We start from the raw sequence: 19,715 nt of genomic DNA, 5'->3' as shown, positions 1-19,715 counted from the left end.
CGCCTTTTTTAAAAAGATTACGCTTTAAAGACTCGTTTTACTTTTAAAAGTGTAAGGTTCACCATGGCGTCATTATCTACTGCTACTCCAGAAATTCAAACAAATTCAAAGACTCGTGTGCTTTTCGCAAGTCTTGTGGGTACAACAATCGAATTCTTCGATTTTTATATCTATGCAACTGCTGCAGTCCTCATTTTTCCGCATCTGTTCTTCCCTGCAAGTACAGATCCGATGACGGCAACAATTCAATCACTCGCAACATTTGCCATCGCATTTATTGCCCGCCCTATTGGCGCAGCAATCTTTGGTCACTTAGGTGATCGTATTGGTCGTAAAGCAACCCTCGTCGCGGCTTTATTGACCATGGGTGTTTCAACAGTGTGTATTGGTCTACTTCCAACCTATGCACAGATTGGTATCGTTGCACCGCTATTACTTGCACTTTGTCGTTTAGGTCAAGGCTTAGGTCTTGGTGGTGAATGGTCTGGCGCAGTCCTGCTTGCAACCGAAAATGCACCTGAAGGCAAACGTGCTTGGTATGGGATGTTCCCACAACTGGGCGCACCGATCGGTTTTATCTTGGCAACGGGTTCATTCCTTGGTCTTGGCGCATTGATGTCTGAAGCAGACTTTATGCAATGGGGCTGGCGTATTCCATTCCTTGCAAGTGCTGCATTGGTGATTGTGGGTTTATATATTCGCTTAAAATTGCATGAAACCCCAGCGTTCCAAAAAGTATTAGACAAACAAAAAGAAGTTAATGTTCCATTTAAAGAAGTTGTGACCAAACATTATAAAATGCTCTTCCTCGGCACAATTGCTGCTGTGTGTACATTCGTGGTGTTCTATCTCACAACAGTATTTGCACTCAACTGGGGAACCAAACAACTGGGTTACTCACGTGCAGAATTCTTAGAGATGCAACTGGTCGCAACACTGTGTTTTGCTGCGTTTATTCCGCTTTCTGCTGTATTTGCTGAGAAGTTTGGGCGTAAGGCAACCTCTATTGGGGTATGTATCGCCTCTGCACTTTTTGGTTTAGTATTTGCCAGTATGCTTGAGTCTGGCAGTACCGTGATTGTGTTCTTGTTCTTATGTGTAGGTTTAGCATTGATGGGAATGACATACGGTCCAATTGGTACGGTCTTGTCTGAAATTTTCCCGATTTCTGTACGTTATACAGGCTCTGCATTAACCTTTAACTTGGCAGGTATTCTGGGCGCATCTTTTGCACCTCTGATCGCAACTGAACTTGCAACCAAATATGGCTTACAAGCGGTGGGTTACTACTTGACAGCAGCATCCATTCTTTCACTGTTAGCATTCTTGGCCATTCGTGAAACAAAACATGATGATGTTAACAACCAAGTTTAATCACCCTCTCAATGATCAAAGCCTGCAATTTTGCAGGCTTTTTTGATTTAGCGAAATGCTAAAACTCAGGCTCAGATACAATCTCAACCAGTAGATTATTAAAAGGCTGCATAAAAGACAAATAGCTTGCATGTAATGCCATACGCGCTAAATCAGTGTTAAACGGCGTAGGATGGTAAAGCTTATCGCGCATAATCGGATGCCCAATATGTTGCATATGCACCCGTAATTGATGAGAACGTCCTGTAATCGGTGTAAGTAGCACTCGACTTACATCCTTTTCAGCATCATAGCTTACAGATTCAAATAAAGTTTGAGCGGGTTTGCCTAACTCAAAATGCACGATCTGGCGTGGACGATTTTCCCAATCGGTAATCAAAGGCACATCCACACGACCATTGCTATTGATTTGCCCTTGCACCAAAGCAATATAATTTTTTTTAACAGTTCTCGCTTGAAACATTTTACTTGCTGCAACTTCCGCATCACGATGTTTGGCGAACAACAGAATGCCCGAGGTTGCCATATCCAAACGATGGGTAATTTTGGCATTTGGATATATTGCCAATACTCGAAAATAAGCGCTGTCATGATGTTCAGGCAAACGCCCCGGAACTGAAAGTAACCCTGCGGGTTTATTGATGGCAACAAAGTCATTATCTTCAAAAATAATGTCAAGTGGATCTAAAGGAGGCTGATAAACAAAGCCATCATCAATCGGCATGTGGATCGTATATTGAGAAGAATTGCCGAAAAATAGCAATAGACTAAAAAGCTGTCAAGCATGTACATGCTTTATTATTTTCCGCAATCAAAAAAACTCCAATACACGAGAATATTGGAGTTTTTAAGTCACTATACAATGCACTTGATCTGATCAATCAAGCCTGAATATTCAATACCAACTGACGTTTCTTTACCTGTTGTCCAACTTGCCCAATAATCTCATTAACGACCCCATCAACATCAGACTTAATCTGTTGCTGAATCTTCATCGCTTCTAAAATCAACAAAGTTTGACCTTTAGTCACCGTATCACCCGCATTTACCAAGATATTGATAATCGCACCATCCATTGGTGCACGAATGTTACCATCGCCTGCGACATCGGAAGTTTCAGGTGCTGCATAGGTGGTATTTTCAATGCTGATATTGCCATTTACCGCATCTAAATACAGCTGATTTCCATCTAAGACATAGTCAATCGAACGGCGTACACCATCCACCTCATAAATGAATTTTTCTGCTTGCTGTTCGACAATGCTGATCCCAAGTGTCTGCCCACAAATTTCAACGCTCACTTGGTTTTGATCACGTTTCACCAAAAGCTGTAATAACTGATCATCATGCTTGAGTTTTAAAGGTAAAGATAACGCAATTCCGGTATTCCAACTGCTTTGACTGGAAGCATTGGTCAACAGTGCCGCAGCAATAGCTAGGTGTTCTAAGCCCAAAGCTTGTTTATGTAAGCTGCCATCTGTTTGGAAATGTTCTTGAATAAAGGCAGTATTGGTGTCTCCTTTAACAATAATAGGGTGTCTTAATAAATTCACTAAAAACTGCTTATTACTATTCACCCCCAACAATACACAATCATCTACAGCACGCGCCAAGAGCCGAATGGCATCCTGACGGGTTTGACCATATGCAATGACTTTTGCCACCATTGGGTCGTAAAACGGACTAATTTCATCCTGTTGCAACAAACCATGATCAATTCGAACATTGGGTAAATCAGCAGCTTGCCAGCGCTGTATTTGACCAGTCTGTGGCAAGAAATCTTGGCGGGGGTCTTCTGCATATAAGCGAACTTCTATTGCATGTCCTGACAAGGTCAATTCAGACTGTTGTAAGGGCAAGGTTTCACCATTGGCCACACGCAGTTGCCATTCCACCAAATCTAAACCTGTGATCAGTTCCGTTACTGGATGCTCGACTTGCAAACGTGTATTCATTTCGAGGAAATAAAACTCACCTGATTGATCCAATAAAAACTCCACCGTTCCTGCACCGACATAATCACATGATTTCGCTGCTGCAACAGCAGCCTCACCCATTTGTTGGCGTAAGCTTTCAGTCATCACTGGACACGGGGCTTCCTCGACCACTTTTTGATGACGACGCTGAATCGAACAATCACGCTCAAATAAATACACATAATTGCCATGGGTATCGCCAAACACCTGTATCTCAACATGGCGTGGAGCAATCACAGCTTTTTCAAGAATCAGCTCACCTGAACCAAAGGCATTTTCTGCTTCAGAACGCGCTGTTTTTAAGGCTTCAACAATATCAGCAGATTGCTGTACCAGACGCATACCGCGCCCACCACCACCTGCTGAAGCTTTGACCATCAGTGGATAACCAATTTTATTGGCTTGTTGTTCTAAATACTCTATATCTTGCTGATCACCTTCATAGCCCGGCACACATGGTACACCCGCCTGAATCATGGCAATTTTTGACAGTCGTTTACTGCCCATCAATTCAATTGCTGGTGCAGGGGGGCCAATAAAGGTAATTCCATTTTTCTTACAAGCTGCTGCAAAATCGGTATTTTCAGAAAGGAAGCCATAACCGGGATGAACAGCGTCAGCTCCGACTTTTTTACATGCTTCGATAATATTTTGAATAGATAAATAGGACGCTGAAACTTTTGAAGCACCAATATACACAGCCTCATCTGCAAGCTGTACATGACGTGCATGACGATCTGCATCTGAATAGACAGCCACGGTTTGATAGCCCATTGCTTTTGCTGTTTTCATCACGCGAACAGCAATTTCACCACGATTCGCCACCAATATTTTTGAAAATGCCATTCTCGTTTTCCCTATTTTTGGTTTTTATTCACTTGATTATCTTGGTTGAATCACACCGATCTCAATCAAGATCAGTGATCCGCATTGTCAGACTTATGCATCAAACCAATTTGGATGACGCTTTTGGATAAAGGCCATTGTGCCTTCTATGCCTTCTTCACCACCCACAGCATTGGCAAATTGCTGCGCAGCATCATCCAATAAAGGCGTCAAAGCTTCATTTAAAGTACGATGCAATAAAGCTTTAGTCACACGAGACGCTTGCGGAGCGGTACGTTTAATCTGCTGAATGGTTTCGATCAATAAAACTTCCAGTGCTTTTTCATTCTCAACCACTTCATGTACCACACCAACCTTCAATGCGGTATGCCCCTCAAAACGTGCACCAAGTAAAGCCAAACGGCGCGCTTGAGTTAAGCCAATTCGCTTTACCACAAATGGTGCAATCTGTGCGGGAATAACCCCTAATCCAGTTTCAGGTAAACCAAATTTGGCATCGGCAAGACTGATTGCAATATCTGAAACACATGCCAAGCCAAAACCACCACCCAACACCGCACCTTCTAAAACCGCAACAACGGTTTGTGGCGCTTGATCCACTTGCTCCAGCATATGTCCAAATTGACGATTGAAATCAACATAAGGCTGATTAGAACCGACACTGGTGGCCTCACCACGCAGTTGAGCCATATCTTTAATGTCACCGCCTGCACAAAAATGTCTATCTTTGCCACGTAAAATGACTGCACGAATGGAGATGTCATCTTGAATCGTTTTAAACACCTGTTGAATCGCTTTGACCATATTCAAACTCATAGCATTGCGACTCTCAGGTCGATTGAGCCATAGGGTTAAAATGCTACCTTCTTGCTCAAGCTCAATACTGCGATCAAATTGTTGTATTGTTAGAGATTGCGAAAGTGCCATATTTATTCTCCTTGTTATTTACGTTTAGATGGAAGAATGTCCATCAACTTACAAATAATTCCAAGCATAATTTCATCTGCACCACCACCAATCGAACCTAAACGGCCATCACGATACAGCTGAGAAGCGGGGTTATCCCACATAAAACCATTTCCACCCCAAAACTGTAAGCAACTGTCTGCAACTTCTCTAGTTAAACGACCTGCTTTAAGTTTTGCCATAGAAGCAATTTCTGTTGCATTCCCCCCGTCAATGTGGATTTCACAGGCACGATAGGTTAAGGCACGTAAAGCTTCTACTTCAGTCATCAACTCCGCAAAACGGAAATGTACATATTGGTTGTTAATCAACGGTTGCCCAAAGGTGCTTCGTTCTTTGGTATATTGAATGGTTTGTTGAATCACATTTTCCAAACCACCAATTGCATTGGCAGCAGCCCACATCCGTTCTTCTTGGAACTGCATCATTTGCATCATAAAGCCCATATCTTCTGCACCCACCAAGTAGCGTTGTGGTACACGAACATTGTCAAAATAGACTTCTGCTGTCGTGGTTGAACGCATTCCCAGTTTATTAAGGGGTTCAGAGAAAGAGATGCCTGCGGATTTTGCAGGAACAATAATCATGGACTTATTGACATGCGGTTTATCGTCAGAGGTATTGGCCAATAAACAAAAAAAGTCAGCTTGCAGGGAGTTGGTAATCCACATTTTGCTACCATTAATCACATAATCATCACCCTGTTTTTTTGCAGTGGTTTTAATGGCTGCAACGTCTGAACCTGCATGTACTTCCGATACAGCAATTGAAGCAACATATTCACCTGCAATTGCAGGTGTTAAAAATTCATCTCGTAATTCTTGACTACCAAAGCGTGCCAAAGCTGGTGTTGCCATATCCGTTTGCACACCAATCGCCAAAGGTACTCCACCACAGGCGGCTCGTCCTAACTCTTCTGCAACTACAAGGTTATAAGAATAGTCTAAGCCTAATCCACCATTTTCTTCAGGCTTACAAATCCCCAGCAAACCCAAATCAGACAGTTTTTTAAACACATCATGAATAGGAAATCGTCCTTCAGCTTCCCATGTCGGAATATAAGGATTGAGTTCAGTCTCAACAAACTGACGTGTAGTACGACGTAGTGCTTCATGCTCTGTTGTAAATTTCATTGTTTTTCCTTAAATTTAATCTTCTCTCACTCGCTTTAATAAAGCGGAGAACACCTCACTTTTAAAAGATGAGGAATAATGAGTTTCGCTAGGGTGAAGGACTTTTAAAGCCTCGATACACCAAATCGTATTGGATTTAGTTTGCGATGTTCTGCTTCATAAATTGTTTCTAATAAGAAGATCAGGACTTTGCGTGTATCACGCGGGTCGATAATTCCATCATCATGCAACATGGCCGTATTAAATAAGGCGGTTGACTGCTGTTCTAATTTTGCTGCTGTACTTTGCTCTAAGAAATCCAGCATCTGCTGGTTAGGTTCCATCCCTGAAGCTTTTTGCTTTCCTTCTGCCACGATACGTAATACCTTGCCTGCCTGAGCTGAACCCATTACCGCCACATGCGAGTTTGGCCATGCAAAAATAAATTGCGGTGATAATGGACGTCCACACATGGCGTAATTACCCGCACCATAGGAACCCGCTACAACGATAGAAATTTTCGGCACAGTGGTATTGGCAACGGCCTGAATCAATTTCGAACCATGCTTAATAATGCCGTTCTGTTCAGCATCAGTTCCGACCATAAAGCCTGTGGTGTTATGTAAAAAAAGTAATGGGCGTTTGGTCTGTTCACAGAGGTGAATGAACTGTGTAGCTTTGGTGGCGCCTTGTGGGGTAATCGGTCCGTTGTTGGTGATAATTCCGATATGTAATCCACCAATTTTTGCCCAGCCACACACGGTCAATGCATCATATTCTTGTTTTACTTCAAAGAATTCAGAGTCATCAACAATTCGTGCAATCACATCTTTCATGTCAAAAGGCTGCTTCGGACTTGCAGGAATGATCCCTAACAGCTCCTCGGCAGGATAACGTGGCTCTTTATAGCTTAAGTTTAACTTTTGAGTTTGCTCTTTCCAGTTAAGATGCTCAAAAACCTCACGGGCAATACGAATCCCATCAGCATCATTCTCGGCTAAGAATTCGGCTGTTCCAGCAACCTGTGCATGCATCTCTGCACCACCGAGTTCCTCTGCTGTTGCCACTTCTCCGGTTGCCGCCAAAAGTAAAGGTGGCCCTGCGAGTAACATCTCAGTTTGCTTACGAACTGCAATCACATAATCAGATAGACCCGGTTGATACGCTCCACCCGCTGTTGCATTGCCATGTACCACAGAGACTTGGGGTAAACCTGCGGCAGACAGTCGTGCCTGATTGGCAAAGGTCATTCCACCATAAGTAAATACTTCAGCTGCGTAATTTAAGTTGGCACCCCCACTTTCAGTGAGAGTCAACATCGGTAATTTTTGTTCAAAAGCAATCGCCTGCAAACGTAAGGTTTTTTGTACCCCCATCGGTGACATTGTTCCGCCTTTGATTGCACTGTTACTTGCTGAAATCAGACAACGAACACCGCTGACAAAACCGATCCCTGAAATAATCCCACCACCTGCATCTGACCCATCTTTGTCATCATGCATGGCATAACCCACCAAGCCACACAGTTCAACAAATGGCGAATCAGCATCAAGGGCTAAACGGACACGTTCATGCGGTAAAATTTTACCTTTCTTGTCAAACTTAGGTTTGGCTGCATAAGATTTTTCAATATTCTTATTTTGTACTGCACGCACTTCGGCAATTTGAGCAAGTAATGCCTGCTTGTTCTGTTCAAATTGCTCACTACCAACTGTAATTTCGGATTGGAGAACAGTCATGAGTTTTCTCCTGTCTGTTGGTTATTGGTTTGATCACTCAATTGTTGTTTTAATACATCTGGAATAAAGGCACGATGGAAGCCATTAAACGACTCACTATTTGAAGCATCTGCCAATGGGTACATTCGAGTACCTAAGGATGCAGCACCATCAATACGAATCGTCATGCCAGAAATAAAACCTGCGGCTTCTGAAAGTAAATAACAAATGGCAGAAGAAATTTCAGATTCCGTGCCCATCCGTTTCAATGGCACATTTCCCGCCAAACTTGGGATAATAAATTTGGCAAAATCACCGGTATAATTATCCATTCCTGAAGAAACAACCCAGCCAGGTGCAACACAATTAACACGTACGCCGGAACGTCCCCACTCCACCGCTGCTGTTTTGGTTAAATTATCTACCCCAGCACGGGCTGCACCAGAGTGTCCCATCCCCGGCATGCCACCCCACATATCAGCTGCCATATTGACAATACTGCCACCATGTTTTGCCATCCATTGGTTATAGGCTTCTTTCATTAAATAGAAGGTCGAATGCAGGTTGTTCCGCACCACTGCATCAAAACCATTGGCAGAAATCCCTTCTAAATTTGAGGGAAACTGACCACCAGCATTATTGACAAGGCCATCGAGTCTGCCAAATTTTTCAATCACTTCAGCAATCATCTCTTTCACGTTTTGTTCTTCGCGATTATCACAAACGATAAAATGAACTTTGCCACCATCTTCGATGATTTCTTTGCTGACATTTTCCAGCTTTTCAATTTTCCGCCCTGTAATCACCACTTGAGCCCCTAAAGCAGCCAGTTCATGAGCAGTACAGCGTCCTATACCCGAACCACCACCGGTCACAATGATGACGTGGCCCTGAAAAGCATCCGATCTAAATATTGAGTGATAATGCATTTTTATATCCAAATTGTTGTCGTTTAACTTGCTTAAATACCACTCCAAGCTCCCTTTTAAAAAGCGACGAATTCCCCCTACTTTCTTAAAGAAGGATTAGAGGGACTTTAAACTCGCTGGAATTTTGACTGACATATCTAAAAGCTGCTGTGCAAAAGCTTTACCTTGTGGATCAATACGTAAACTGGCAATTCCTCCACCACCTAATGCGTTTTCCAGCATAAAATTTAAGGCATTAAATCCCGTGATTTCATAACGAATCACTTTAGACTTTTCAGGGTCTAAAACATGCTGCATATATTCTTTGACCTTTTCTTCAGTCAAATTGGCGCGAATCCAGGGTAGATATTCAGGCTGACGTGCGATCACTCCAATATTACTGTGATTGCCTTTATCACCGCTCCGAGCATGGGCAATTTCAACTAAAGGAACTTCAATCTCCTGCCCCGTAAATTGAGCAACCTCACCCACTGCAACAGCATCAAAAGATTGATCTGAGCAACCTGATGGAATCTGTATATTTTGACGCTGACCATTGATATCAATCGCAACACTTAGTTTTGATTTATCCACTAAAAATGAGAACAACTTAATCACAGGGGAAGCTTTGGGACGCCCCCCAACAATTCCAGCCAATGCAGGTGCCATTCCGGTAGATGCTTGGGCAATTTCAGAAGCAAAGAACATACATGCTTCTTTAAACATGTGCTTTACAGCGATTTTGACAACTACTTCTCGACTATTAATCTGCTGCGCATTTGCGCCATAGGTACTTTCAATACCCAATATTTCAACTGATTTTTCTGAGAATGGCGGAACTGAACGTAATGCTAAAACACGCTCACACTTATTTAATATCGCATCTGCAATGACTTGGGCTTTTTCAGGGGCTTCGCGTCCTGCAATCAGGAAGCTCACCAAAACACGATAACCATCGGGATAGGTTGCACTGACTTTATATTGTTGTGTCGGTGCTCTACCTTTTGCACCAGTCACTAAAACTCGATCCTCACCCACTTGTTCTAATTTCACTTGGCTAAAATCTGCAGTGACATCGGGCAGTAAATACGCTTGCGGATTGCCAATTTCATAGACAACTTGTTCAGCAACAGTTGCAACCGAAACCAGTCCACCGGTTCCTTTGGGTTTAGTTACAATAAATGATGCATCTGCTTTCACCTCAACAATTGGAAACCCCATATTGTCAAAGCCTTGTACTAAGCGCCAATCCGTGAAATTGCCACCGGTACATTGTGCACCACACTCAATGATATGCCCTGCTAAAGAACCTTGGGACAGCTTGTCATAATCCTCTAAGGACCATTGATATTCATGCAACAAAGGTGCAAGCACCACAGCTGAATCCACCACTCGCCCAGTGATGACAATATCTGCACCTTGATCAAGTGCGTCTCGAATTGGAACAGCTCCTAGATATGCGTTACAACTGGCCAATTGGCTGGGTAAATCTTCGCCACTAAACATTTCTTTAATATTTTGTGTTTTTAATTCGGCTTGTTGTGGCAATAGGTCATCCCCTAATACCACTGCAATTTTTAAATCCAATCTTTGTGCTGCAAGCACTTTCTGTAAGGCATCACGACATGCCAATGGATTTACACCACCAGCATTGCTAATCACTTTTATTTTTTTATCACTGATTTTTTTAAGCAGCGGTGTCATCACCCGACTGACAAAATCCAAAGCATAACCATGTTCTGGATTGGTCATCATCGCTTTTGCCATGATAGACATGGTAATTTCTGAAAGGTAATCAAAAACCAAATAATTGATGTCAGATAAATGTACCAACTGAAATGCTGCAGTATTGGTGTCCCCCCAGAAACCTGAAGCACATCCAATTTTTACAATACGCTGATCTTCCATTTTCACACCTATCTTGTTTTCATTGTTCTGAATAAAATTTATACTCCAATCTACCAAGCAAGCGCTTGGTTTGTAAAGAGCAAAATGTTATCCTGAATTGGCAAATGTGTTAAAACGCGTTTCTAACAATGAATAATTTGCTTAACTTTATGGAAAAAATGATCCGATGATTGCTCACTCAATCGATGATATCCAACCAATCGCATGTTTTGATGACAGCCCTAAAGGTCGTTTATTACTTGGTGCTGCCTATTTATTTCATAAGCAAGGTTATGCCAAAACCACAGTTCGTGAGTTAGCAAATTTTATTGGAATTCAATCAGGTAGTTTGTTTCATCATTTTAAAAGCAAGGATGATATTCTTGCCCATGTCATGCATGAAACCATTATTTACAATCATGCCCGTATGCTTGATGCGATCCAAAAATCGGATGATGCTGAACAACAGTTAAAACACTTAATCAAAGCTGAGTTAATTTCGATTACGGGAGATACGGGTTCAGCCATGGCTGTTTTGGTTTATGAATGGTTTGCATTGTCAAAACAACGGCAAGAAGAACTCCTTAAACTGCGAAATGATTATGAGGACATCTGGTTCGCTGTGATTGAAAAATTACGTGACCTCGGTAAAGTTCAGCATGATGCTTTTATTTGGCGCCGTTTGCTGGGCGGTGCGATTGCTTGGACCGTCACTTGGTATAATCCCAATGGTAAAATGAGCTTAGATGAACTGACTGAAATCGTTTTGGAAATGGCTTTGAAATGAGCACAGTTTATCTTCGCAAGCCCAACATTTCAGATCTTGAAGAAATCGAAAAGGCCTATAAAAAAAGCCAAATACTTCATCATCCTTGGACATATCCTCCTAATGATTTTCAACATTACCTACAACAAGAAGGCAGATATTTCCTTTGTCTGACTGAAACCCATCAAATTATAGGTACCTTTAACATTTCCAATATCATTCGCGGTTATTTTCATTCTGCTTATTTAGGTTATGAGGTTTTTGAGCCTTTTCAAGGACATGGCTACATGCGTTTAGGCATCAATTTATTGTTGAATGAAGCATTCCATGTTTTAAATTTGCATCGTTTAGAGGCAAATATACAACCTGAGAATACTGCTTCCATTCGCCTTGTTGCGGGTGCTGGCTTTATTCAGGAAGGCTTTTCTCGACAATATTTGCGGATTGGTGGTCAGCAATGGATGGATCATCAACGTTGGGCGATAATTAATGAGGATTGGGCCGAAGATTGACAAGCAATGGTTAATTTCTCAGCTTCACTTGTTCTAAGTTCTATAGAACCAAAATAACTTAACATTTGCTTGCATGATAAAACAGACAGAAATAATTTATAAAATATACCCTCAACGGTACATTATAGCTTCGGCAATTAACGCATTAGCTCAACGTCTCAATTTACCCACTGATCCTTATATGCAAGATTGGCAATACGAAGTAGCAGATCCCAGTCGTATTGATGAATTTATGCATGCTTATCTTTCAAATGAACTTAACGATGACGAAAAATTTGCACTTATGGAAACACTTTTACAATCGTTTGAGGAATCATCGAAAATACTAGGCTCAGATCGACAATGGATGACGATTCTTCAAATTTTACAAGACAATCTAGACATTCATGCAACGATCATTTGTTATTGGGCATGTGGAAATTCAGCTTACAATCTTTGTTGGAGAATAACGCAATATCTACGTAAAATTAAACTTCGGAATCATTTAAAAATCACACAATAAGAGCAGCATTAGATTTAGGCATTGAGTTGTTCTAAAAGTGAAAACTTTTGAGAAGTTACAACAATTTTTCTCAACTTTAAGTACCTTGATCTTCCCGCTCAAGCAAAAAAACTATCTTCAAACTCAAACACAGCCTCTTGCATAATTTCCCAAGGATGATTTAAAGGTAATAGCAAAACACCATTACCAAAGTGTTTAACCACAACTGCTTTGCCCTTAAAATGAAATGCCGTAGGTAAAAGAACGGCCTGACTCTGTCCTGATTGAAAAGTCTTTGTTACTTTCATAAGAACTCCTTAAGTTGATAATAACCAATAGGTCTATAGCGCACCTATGGTTATTTTTTACAGAAAGCAGCATTGTAAGCTTTTATCACTTAAAAATGCCTCATTAAAACCCCAACTGCTTACTAATCAAATCTTTCATGATTTCCTCAGCACCACCACCAATCATATTTACTTTGACTTCACGATAAATACGCTCAGATTTAGTCCCTCGCATAAAGCCCATCCCCCCCAAGGTTTGCACTGCTGCATCTGCACAGAACTGCATAGTTTGGGTTGCGACATTTTTTGACATACAAATTTGGGCAATTAAATCACTGCCCTGTAGTTCAACTTGCCCCATACGATAAGCAGTATCTTCCAATAATGCGCGTGTTGAGGTTAAACGCGTCGCCATATCAACTAACTTATGACGTACTACTTGATGATCAACTAAGCGTTTTCCAAAAGTCTTACGCGCTTTAGACCATTCTAAAGCCTCTTGATAACAGACCAAGGCATAACCATAGGCCATAGAAGCCAACCAAAAGCGTTCCATATTGAAGTTTTTCATAATGACCTTAAACCCAGCATTTTCTTCACCAAGAAGATTTTCGACAGGAACTTTGACTTGGTCAAAATGCAAATGAGCAGTATCCGATGCCCACCAGCCCATTTTTTTTAAAGGTGATTTAGTAATGCCAGAACTGTGTGCATCAACCAATAACATCGAAATACCATTTGCACCTTTATTTTCAGGATCGGTTCTCACTGCAACCGTATAATAATCTGCGCGCATACCTGAAGTAATAAAGGTTTTTTCACCACTCACCAAATAAAAATCACCTTCGCGGATTGCTTTGGTTTGTAGTGCAGCAACATCAGAACCGCCGCTTGGTTCGGTAATCGCAAGTGCAGAAATTTTTTCACCTGAAATAATTTGTGGCATCACCTTGTCACGAATATGTGGCTGGGCAAAATGATGAATGGGAGGTGTACCTATGGTATGAATCATCAAAGAAATATGTACACCACCAGAGCCAGCTTTGGCTGTTTCAACTGCTGCTAAGAACACATGAAATGCATCTGCATCTGAGATTCCCCCATGCTCATCATCAAAGCCTAAGCCCAATAGACCAATTGCAGCAGCCTTTTGATAAAGCGCACGAGGAAAAGTTTCAGCCTCATCCCATTCATTCACAAAAGGAGAAATCTCTTTTTCAACAAATTTCTTCACACTCTCTGCAAATACACGATGCTCAGCGGTGTAGTAAATCGGGTTATTTAAATGATCCATATCTTGTTGTTCCCTGCTTATTTTTATTGCGATTTATTGTGTACAGTTCTAGTTTAATCCATTCTCGATATTCTAATAGCCCAATTGACGACTCGCGAGGTCTTTCATAATTTCTTCTGCCCCACCACCAATCATATTGACTTTAACATCACGGTAAATCCGTTCAGACTTGGTACCTCGCATAAAGCCCATGCCCCCTAAAGTTTGTACAGCTGCATCTGCACAAAACTGCATAGTTTGAGTGGCCACATTTTTAAGCATACAGATTTGTGCAATTAACTCATTGCCCTGCATTTCAGGCTTCCCTAAGCGATAAGCAGTATCCTCCAACAAAGCAAGTGTTGTGGTTAAGCGAGTCGCCATATCAACTAATTTATGCCGAACCACTTGATGATCAACTAAACGTTTACCAAAGGTTTTTCGTTCTCGTGCCCATTCCAATGCTTCTTCATAACAGGTTAATGCAAAACCATAACTACTGGCAGCAAGGAAAAAACGCTCCATATTGAAGTTATTCATAATCACAAGGAAACCCATATTTTCTGCCCCCAACAAATTGCTTGCAGGAACACGAACCTGATCAAAATGGAGATGAGCCGTATCCGAAGCCCACCATCCCATTTTATCGAGTTTTGATTTGCTTATGCCGTCACTATGTGCATCAATCAATAACATCGAGATACCATTCGGGCCTTTAGCATCAGGATCTGTACGTACCGCAACGGTATAATAATCCGCACGAATGCCCGATGTAATAAAGGTTTTTTCACCACTAACAATATAGTCTTGACCATCCCTTACAGCTTTGGTTTTAAGTGCTGCCACATCAGAACCACCCGTAGGTTCAGTAATCGCCAACGCTGAAACTTTTTCACCTGCCAAGATTTGAGTCAGTACAGTTTGTTTAATCTCATCTGAAGCAAAATGGTTGATTGGAGGTGCGCCAATCGAATGTGACAATAAGGAAGCACATAGACCACCTGAACCTGTTTTGGCTAACTCAATCGAAGACAACAACACATGAAAAGCATCGGTTTCTGGAATTCCCCCATAGTTTTCGTCAAAACCTATCCCCAATAAGCCAATATCTGCGGCTTTTTTATAAAGTTCTTTTGGAAAGGTTTCTGCCTCTTCCCATTGATTGATATGTGGCATTAATTCTTTTTGAACAAACTTTCGAATGGAATCTGCAAATGCAAAATGCTGATCTGTATAGTAAATTGGATTATGCTTCATATTGATTTGCTTCCCAGCATTATTTTGAAAAACTTATACTGACAGATTTTATTTAATTTAAAGTTGCAGAAACGATCAATTTGTATTTAAAAACATGTCATTTTTGATCAAAACTCCTATATTAATTTCAGATTCATGCTCAAAAATCCGTTACACTGTTAGTAATTTCCTTTTAATTTTTAGCTCTATAAATAATGGCGACATTGAATCAATTTTTATCACGTTTTAACCCTGCAACCATTCAAAGAAGCTTGAGTTATGTCAAAAAAATTGATCTAAAATCCTTAGAGGTCTACCCTGATCGGGATAATTTAGTCATCGAAGCACAAATTCAGGGAACGGATTATTATGAAACGGCTGTTATCTATAATCCTTTAACCAATAAAATTGTGGATACCGACTGTAGTTGCCCTGTTGGTTACGATTGTAAGCATTCGGCTGCACTTGCACGTTATTTTTATGATCAACAGCTTTCCAACCCAGCCGCACGTCAAAAACTAAACCCATTAGACCAAGCTCAAACCACAACAAATAGTTCTACCCACACCACGGCAAAAGCTTGGCTCGCTCAATTTAAACAACAATTGGCACAAGTTCAACGCACTGAAACGCCAGTACAGCACCAACTTATTTATATTTTCCAACCAAAAAATAACACCGCCAAATTACAACTTAGTGTTTTTAAAGTTCGTCGTAACAAAGATGGAAAAATTAGAGATACTGCACTCTACACCAGCTATGACAATGTATTAAATGAACGTCTTAAAGTGAGTAAAGAAGAAAAGAAAATCTTTAGTCATTTGTACTTTTTCGCTAAGCTAAATTTTAGCGATGTTCATTTTTATCCAGCGTCATGGGATATTTCAGGAATCTATCAAGAACATCTAAGAACGGCTATTCAAAGTAGCGCTTGTTTTGCACTAGATGTACAAAGATTACCTTTAACATGGTCTGATCAATCTTATAAAATTGAATTCAACTGGCAAACGCGTACAGAACAGCAAACAGAAAAACTCAAGGCACAATTTTTTGATGAAAATCATCTAGAAATTTCACCTGACCATGCTGAACAAATTTATATTATTCATTCTCATCCATTAAGTTATCTCGATACCCTTAAAAACCAAGTCGGTGTACTTGAGTCGTTATATTCTAGTGAAATGATCGAAGAATTGCTGAATATGCCACAAATGCCTGTGGAATTAATGGCTGAATTTGAGCAAGTGATTCAACCCTATGCATTTTTTGAAGATTTACCTCAAGCGCCATTTACACAAAGTATAGAAATATTAAAAGGCAAACCCACACCTATTTTACGTTTTGGAACACATCCGCAATATGATCGTCTTGGTCATATGCATCATTATGCAATTGCTGAAATTGAATTTGAATACTCAGCTGGACGAATTAAAGCGGGTTTCCCTGATGACAGCTTCATTATCAATATTGATGAAAAAGCAGTTCGCCAACAACGCGACTTAGTTGCTGAAAAGAAACATATTGATGAATTAATTCATTCAGTTAAATCCATGCAACGGATTAGCAAGCTACCAAAGAGCAAACGCCCTGCTTTTGATGACATCACTGAAAACTCAATTGTGTATGCAGATCCCATGGCTTGGGTTGAGCAACTGGTTCCTGAAAATAAAATCGAAGGTCTTGGCTGGAAAGTTGAACATACCCTAGATAGTCAGTTCAATTTAAGTGCAACACAAAACCTGCAACTCTCATTAAATGAATCTGAAAAAAAACAAGACTGGTTTAATGTCGGTGCGACGATTCAGGATATGAATGGCAACACCTATAACCTGATTGATCTTCTTGGCTATGCGATACAGCATAATCCACATCTTTTAGAAGATGACTATATTGAAAAAATGGACAGTGACAGCTTCTTAATTGTTCATTTAAGAGAAGCTCAAACACAACTGGCACTTAGAAATCAAGAAATTAAGCCCATCCTGATCTATTTAAAAGAAATTTTACGACATCCTGAATCTGCAACATTAGATCAATACGATGCCGCTCAATTCTTAGACTTACAGCATCATTTGGGCATGCCTTGGCGCACCAACGAACGCCTGAAAATATTTGCTGAAAAGCTTCAAAATAGTTATCAAGATCAAATCTGTACACCACAAGGTTTCCAAGGCGAACTACGCCCATATCAACAACAAGGTTTAGCATGGCTACAGTTTTTACGTGAAACTGAACATGGTGGTATCCTTGCAGATGATATGGGACTCGGTAAAACCGCACAAACACTTGCACATATTCTATTAGAAAAGCAAGCAGGCAGATTAAATCAACGACCTGCCTTGATTATTGCACCAACATCTTTAATGCATAACTGGCGTAAAGAAGCTGAGAAGTTCACTCCTGAATTAAAAGTTTTGGTCTTACAAGGGCATGATCGAGTTGAGCATTTTCAAGAGATTAAAAATGTAGATATTGTGCTCAGTACCTACCCACTTTTGGGCCGTGATGAAGAGTTTTTACTGCCTTATCAATATCATTTATTGATTTTGGATGAAGCACAAAACATTAAAAATCCACGTGCCAAAGCCTCTCAAGTTGTACGACAAATCAAAGCAAAACATCGTCTATGCTTAACTGGTACGCCGATGGAAAACCATTTGGGTGAGTTATGGTCATTGTTCCATTTCTTAATGCCTGGTTTTTTATATAGTCAGGAATTGTTTAATAAAAAATATCGCAATCCTATCGAGAAATATGCAGATCTTCAGGTTAAAACCAAACTCATTTCTCGTATTAAACCGTTTATGTTGCGTCGTTTAAAAACAGAGGTGGCGAAAGAGCTTCCTGAAAAAACCACGATTGAAGTCAATATTGATATGAATGAACAGCAATCTAAGCTCTACGAAGCTGTTCGTGCAACAATGCAAAAGAATATTCGTGAGTTGATTGCAGCTAAAGGCTTCCATCGTAGTCAGATTCAAATTTTAAGTGCATTACTTAAACTTCGACAAGTTTGCTGTCATCCAAGCCTTTTACAACTGGATCAAATCAAAAATCAAAATGTTGAATCAGCAAAATTAGATCATTTATTGGAAATGGTTCAAGATATGGTTGAGGAAGGACGTAAGATTTTAATCTTCTCTCAATTCACCATGATGCTACAACTCATTGAAGAGCATTTAAAAACCTTAAATATTCGAAATGTAAAACTTACTGGACAAACCAAGAAACGTGATGAAGTGATCACGACATTTCAAGCAGGTGATATTCCTGTTTTCCTCATCAGTTTAAAGGCAGGCGGTGTTGGGCTTAATCTCACTGCTGCTGATACTGTGATTCATTATGATCCTTGGTGGAACCCAGCGGCTGAAGATCAAGCGTCTGATCGTGCATGGCGTATTGGTCAAGATAAACCTGTATTTGTTTATAAGTTGATTACCAACCAGAGTATTGAAGAAAAGATTTTAGCCTTACAGAAAAATAAAGCTGATCTTGCCAAATCTATTCTGAGTATCGATCATGAAAATGAAGTGAAATTATCTGAAGATGATGTCATGAGTTTGCTGGATTGAAACTTTAAAGATAAGGTGTGAAATTTAACAAAAGCTAGATCTAACGCATCAATATGAAGCCCCCGTCATCGTGATGGGGTTTTCTTTTTTATACCTACATTGTTTTAAAATCTATAGACTGTTGAATACCGTTGCTTCACTTCACTGCATCGTTAGCTTTCCCAACTTAAATGATCCAAATTACCGTAATGATCTGTTTTAACGACGATTAACTGATCAGTTAACTCTCTATTTGTAGTGTAATCAAAGACAGCAAAATACGATGTATCATACTTTTCATCTGGATAAAGCCCAACTCTTGTTAAATATAATTTGGTTAAAAACTGCTGTGCTTTGTCTATTGGATTAGCAATCCCAATTTTTTCTAAGAAATCATCGCCTAATTCTTCAATATGAAAATCCACATATTCTTTAACAGTCCCTTCCTTTTCATTTTCAAGATCTTGCTGAATATAATCTTGGTTTTTTTGATCAAATTTTTCTATATTTTCAATAAAAGACTTAATTCGTTGAAAAGTTTCTACGTCCAAAGTGTTCGCTTCAAAATTTAAATCAACTTGAACGGCTTTGCCATTAAGCTCAATATCCACTTGATAATATTCTTCTAGGGATTCTAATTTCAGTGTTCCAAAATGCGGCAAGGTGTATTCTGACATTTTTTATATTCCTATATTTTTTTCACGTTAGGTAAAGCAATTAATTTATCATTTAATGATAAAAAATTCTTGGTCTAGATTTTATATTTATGTCTTTAAAAATAATAAAACACTTAAAAATAATACGCATAAAAAAACACCCCGC

At 40.2% G+C, this 19,715-nt stretch carries 16 protein-coding genes; 5 read left to right on the top strand and 11 right to left on the bottom strand.

All coding sequences use genetic code 11. From position 1 onward, the window contains the following. Nucleotides 1-63: 63 nt before the first annotated feature. Nucleotides 64-1,374, top strand: a complete 1,311-nt coding sequence (locus AC4CVF_RS00080; protein WP_004817867.1) for an MFS transporter — start codon at nucleotides 64-66, stop codon at nucleotides 1,372-1,374. A gap of 58 nt (nucleotides 1,375-1,432) precedes the next feature. Here the strand turns inward: AC4CVF_RS00080 and AC4CVF_RS00075 are convergent, their stop codons facing one another. The 7 genes from AC4CVF_RS00075 to AC4CVF_RS00045 all read right to left on the bottom strand — a co-directional run bounded on the left by AC4CVF_RS00075 (nucleotide 1,433) and on the right by AC4CVF_RS00045 (nucleotide 10,808). After that, nucleotides 1,433-2,098, bottom strand: coding sequence for an RluA family pseudouridine synthase (locus tag AC4CVF_RS00075; protein WP_336954310.1), 666 nt, complete (start codon nucleotides 2,096-2,098; stop codon nucleotides 1,433-1,435). A gap of 157 nt (nucleotides 2,099-2,255) precedes the next feature. Next, a complete protein-coding gene (locus AC4CVF_RS00070) occupies nucleotides 2,256-4,196 on the bottom strand; it encodes an acetyl-CoA carboxylase biotin carboxylase subunit (protein WP_419328355.1) in 1,941 nt (646 codons plus the stop codon). Nucleotides 4,197-4,289: 93 nt separating this feature from the next. Next, nucleotides 4,290-5,123: an enoyl-CoA hydratase/isomerase family protein gene (locus AC4CVF_RS00065; RefSeq protein WP_490788726.1), complete on the bottom strand. Its 834-nt coding sequence runs from the start codon at nucleotides 5,121-5,123 to the stop codon at nucleotides 4,290-4,292. Nucleotides 5,124-5,137: 14 nt separating this feature from the next. Next, on the bottom strand, nucleotides 5,138-6,295 hold the full coding sequence (locus tag AC4CVF_RS00060; protein WP_490788725.1) for an acyl-CoA dehydrogenase family protein: 1,158 nt from the start codon (nucleotides 6,293-6,295) through the stop codon (nucleotides 5,138-5,140). Between the two features lie 104 nt (nucleotides 6,296-6,399). Next, nucleotides 6,400-8,013, bottom strand: a complete 1,614-nt coding sequence (locus tag AC4CVF_RS00055) for an acyl-CoA carboxylase subunit beta (protein ID WP_419360623.1) — start codon at nucleotides 8,011-8,013, stop codon at nucleotides 6,400-6,402. Then, nucleotides 8,010-8,921 carry an SDR family oxidoreductase gene (locus AC4CVF_RS00050; RefSeq protein WP_336954302.1) on the bottom strand — a complete coding sequence of 304 codons (912 nt, stop codon included), beginning with the start codon at nucleotides 8,919-8,921 and terminating at the stop codon, nucleotides 8,010-8,012. Before AC4CVF_RS00050 ends, AC4CVF_RS00055 begins: the two co-directional genes overlap by 4 nt. 96 nt (nucleotides 8,922-9,017) lie before the next feature. After that, nucleotides 9,018-10,808 carry an acyclic terpene utilization AtuA family protein gene (locus AC4CVF_RS00045; protein WP_490788724.1) on the bottom strand — a complete coding sequence of 597 codons (1,791 nt, stop codon included), beginning with the start codon at nucleotides 10,806-10,808 and terminating at the stop codon, nucleotides 9,018-9,020. Nucleotides 10,809-10,974: 166 nt separating this feature from the next. Between AC4CVF_RS00045 and AC4CVF_RS00040 the strand changes: the two genes are divergently transcribed. The 3 genes from AC4CVF_RS00040 to AC4CVF_RS00030 all read left to right on the top strand — a co-directional run bounded on the left by AC4CVF_RS00040 (nucleotide 10,975) and on the right by AC4CVF_RS00030 (nucleotide 12,567). Next, nucleotides 10,975-11,574 (top strand): TetR/AcrR family transcriptional regulator, encoded by a 600-nt coding sequence (locus AC4CVF_RS00040; protein ID WP_336954300.1) that lies wholly within the window; start codon nucleotides 10,975-10,977, stop codon nucleotides 11,572-11,574. Next, nucleotides 11,571-12,065, top strand: a complete 495-nt coding sequence (locus tag AC4CVF_RS00035; protein WP_419360618.1) for a GNAT family N-acetyltransferase — start codon at nucleotides 11,571-11,573, stop codon at nucleotides 12,063-12,065. The genes AC4CVF_RS00040 and AC4CVF_RS00035 overlap by 4 nt, the downstream gene beginning before the upstream one ends. 73 nt (nucleotides 12,066-12,138) lie before the next feature. Next, nucleotides 12,139-12,567, top strand: a complete 429-nt coding sequence (locus AC4CVF_RS00030) for a hypothetical protein (RefSeq protein ID WP_490788723.1) — start codon at nucleotides 12,139-12,141, stop codon at nucleotides 12,565-12,567. A gap of 98 nt (nucleotides 12,568-12,665) precedes the next feature. Here AC4CVF_RS00030 and AC4CVF_RS00025 read toward each other — a convergent pair whose 3' ends face one another. The 3 genes from AC4CVF_RS00025 to AC4CVF_RS00015 form a co-directional block, all read right to left on the bottom strand. Beyond that, the gene (locus AC4CVF_RS00025; protein WP_490788722.1) at nucleotides 12,666-12,854 is read right to left on the bottom strand and encodes an antitoxin; all 189 of its coding nucleotides are present in this window, start codon (nucleotides 12,852-12,854) and stop codon (nucleotides 12,666-12,668) included. A 103-nt stretch (nucleotides 12,855-12,957) separates the two neighbouring features. Beyond that, nucleotides 12,958-14,127 carry an acyl-CoA dehydrogenase family protein gene (locus AC4CVF_RS00020; protein ID WP_483770631.1) on the bottom strand — a complete coding sequence of 390 codons (1,170 nt, stop codon included), beginning with the start codon at nucleotides 14,125-14,127 and terminating at the stop codon, nucleotides 12,958-12,960. 72 nt (nucleotides 14,128-14,199) lie between these two features. Further along, nucleotides 14,200-15,363, bottom strand: a complete 1,164-nt coding sequence (locus AC4CVF_RS00015; RefSeq protein WP_336954295.1) for an acyl-CoA dehydrogenase family protein — start codon at nucleotides 15,361-15,363, stop codon at nucleotides 14,200-14,202. Nucleotides 15,364-15,557: 194 nt separating this feature from the next. On the opposite strand from AC4CVF_RS00015, the gene AC4CVF_RS00010 reads away from it, so the two are divergent. Then, nucleotides 15,558-18,914: a DEAD/DEAH box helicase gene (locus tag AC4CVF_RS00010; protein WP_490788721.1), complete on the top strand. Its 3,357-nt coding sequence runs from the start codon at nucleotides 15,558-15,560 to the stop codon at nucleotides 18,912-18,914. Between the two features lie 152 nt (nucleotides 18,915-19,066). Here AC4CVF_RS00010 and AC4CVF_RS00005 read toward each other — a convergent pair whose 3' ends face one another. Beyond that, nucleotides 19,067-19,570: a DUF2004 domain-containing protein gene (locus AC4CVF_RS00005; RefSeq protein ID WP_490788720.1), complete on the bottom strand. Its 504-nt coding sequence runs from the start codon at nucleotides 19,568-19,570 to the stop codon at nucleotides 19,067-19,069. Nucleotides 19,571-19,715: the final 145 nt, after the last annotated feature.

The sequence above is a fragment of the Acinetobacter sp. LipI_19 genome (genome assembly GCF_058242925.1).
Note: the sequence above shows the minus strand (reverse complement) of the source record. Positions and strands in the feature narration are given on the sequence as shown.